The organism is Streptomyces sp. WELS2 (assembly GCF_013870595.1).
In the GTDB taxonomy this organism is placed as follows: domain Bacteria; phylum Actinomycetota; class Actinomycetes; order Streptomycetales; family Streptomycetaceae; genus Streptomyces.
Genome location: NZ_JACBWZ010001215.1, coordinates 1 through 1,440 on the forward strand (window position 1 = coordinate 1; position 1,440 = coordinate 1,440).

Annotated in this window: 1 protein-coding gene; it reads right to left on the minus strand. The window is 75.3% G+C overall.

Annotated features, from left to right (window positions below):
• Window positions 1-144 precede the first annotated feature (144 nt).
• Window positions 145-1,440, minus strand: a 1,296-nt coding sequence (locus H5J33_RS35140) for an acyl-CoA dehydrogenase family protein (RefSeq protein ID WP_181798700.1), incomplete at its 5' end; no start/stop codon positions are given.

The following is a 1,440-nucleotide window of genomic DNA, read 5'->3' on the forward strand; positions in this document are numbered from 1 at the left end:
CGGTCTCCGGCGGCAGCCGGTGTGGCCGTGTCCGGCGGCGGCCGGGCCGTGACGGTTTCCGACGACCGCCGACCGTGATGGTTCCCGGTGGCGGTCGCGGCGTTCCGCTGTCCGACGGGAGCGGGGCGTGGCGGTGTCCGAGGGTCAGGCCGGCCGCGCCCGCTCGACCACCGGCTCCAGGTCCAGGCCCGACGGCAGGGTGCCGAAGGACGCGCCGTGGTCGCCGCCCAGGCGGGAGGCGCAGAAGGCGTCGGCGACCTCCGGCGGGGCGTGCCGTACCAGAAGCGATCCCTGGAGCACCAGGGCGAGCCGCTCCACCAGCCGCCGGGCCCGCCCCTCGATCCCCTCGAGGTCCGCGAGTTCGGTGAACAGGGCCTTCACCGCCCGGTCCAGCCGGTGGTCCGCGCCGTGCGCCCGGCCGATCTCGGTGAGGCAGGCGTCCAGCGCGCCCGGCTCCCGGCGCAGCGCCCGCAGCACGTCCAGCGCCTGCACGTTCCCCGCGCCCTCCCAGATGGAGTTCAGCGGCGACTCCCGCACCAGCCGGGGCAGGCCGGACTCCTCGACGTACCCGTTGCCGCCCAGGCACTCGGCCGCCTCCACGGCCACCGGAGCACACCGCTTGGTGATCCAGTACTTGGCGGCCGGCACCGCCAGCCGCAGGAACGCCCGCTCCTGCTCCCCGCCGTCGTCGCAGGCCGCGGCGAGCCGCAGCGCGAGCGCCGTCGCCGCCTCCGACTCCAGCGCCAGATCGGCGAGCACGTTGCGCATCAGCGGCTTGTCGATCAGCTTCCCGCCGAACGCCTCCCGGTACGCGCAGTGGTGCACCGCCTGGGCCACCGCCTGCCGCATCAGGCCCGCCGAGCCGAGCGCGCAGTCCAGCCGGGTCGCGGCGACCATCCCGATGATCACGGGCACCCCGCGCCCCTCCTCGCCGACCCGGCGCGCCCAGGTGCCGTCGAACTCGACCTCGGCGGAGGCGTTGGAGCGGTTGCCCAGCTTGTCCTTCAGCCGCTGGATCAGGAAGACGTTGCGAGAGCCGTCCGGCAGGACGCGCGGCACCAGGAAGCAGGTGAGCCCGCCCGGGGCCTGCGCCAGCACCAGGAACGCGTCCGACATGGGCGCCGAGCAGAACCACTTGTGCCCGGTGAGCAGATACGTGCCCGCCTCCGCGAGCGGCCGGGCCACGGTCGTGTTGGCGCGGACGTCGCTGCCGCCCTGCTTCTCCGTCATCCCCATCCCGAACAGCGCCCCGGGCTTCTGCCCGGCCACCCGCAGCCGCGGGTCGTAGACCGTGGACGCCAGCCGGGGCTCCCACTCGGCGGCCAGCTCCGCGTCGGCGCGCAGCGCGGGCACGGCCGCGTGCGTCATCGACAGCGGACAGCAGGTGCCCGCCTCGGCCTGCGTCCACATCAGGAACCCGGCGGCGTCGTCGAGGATCTC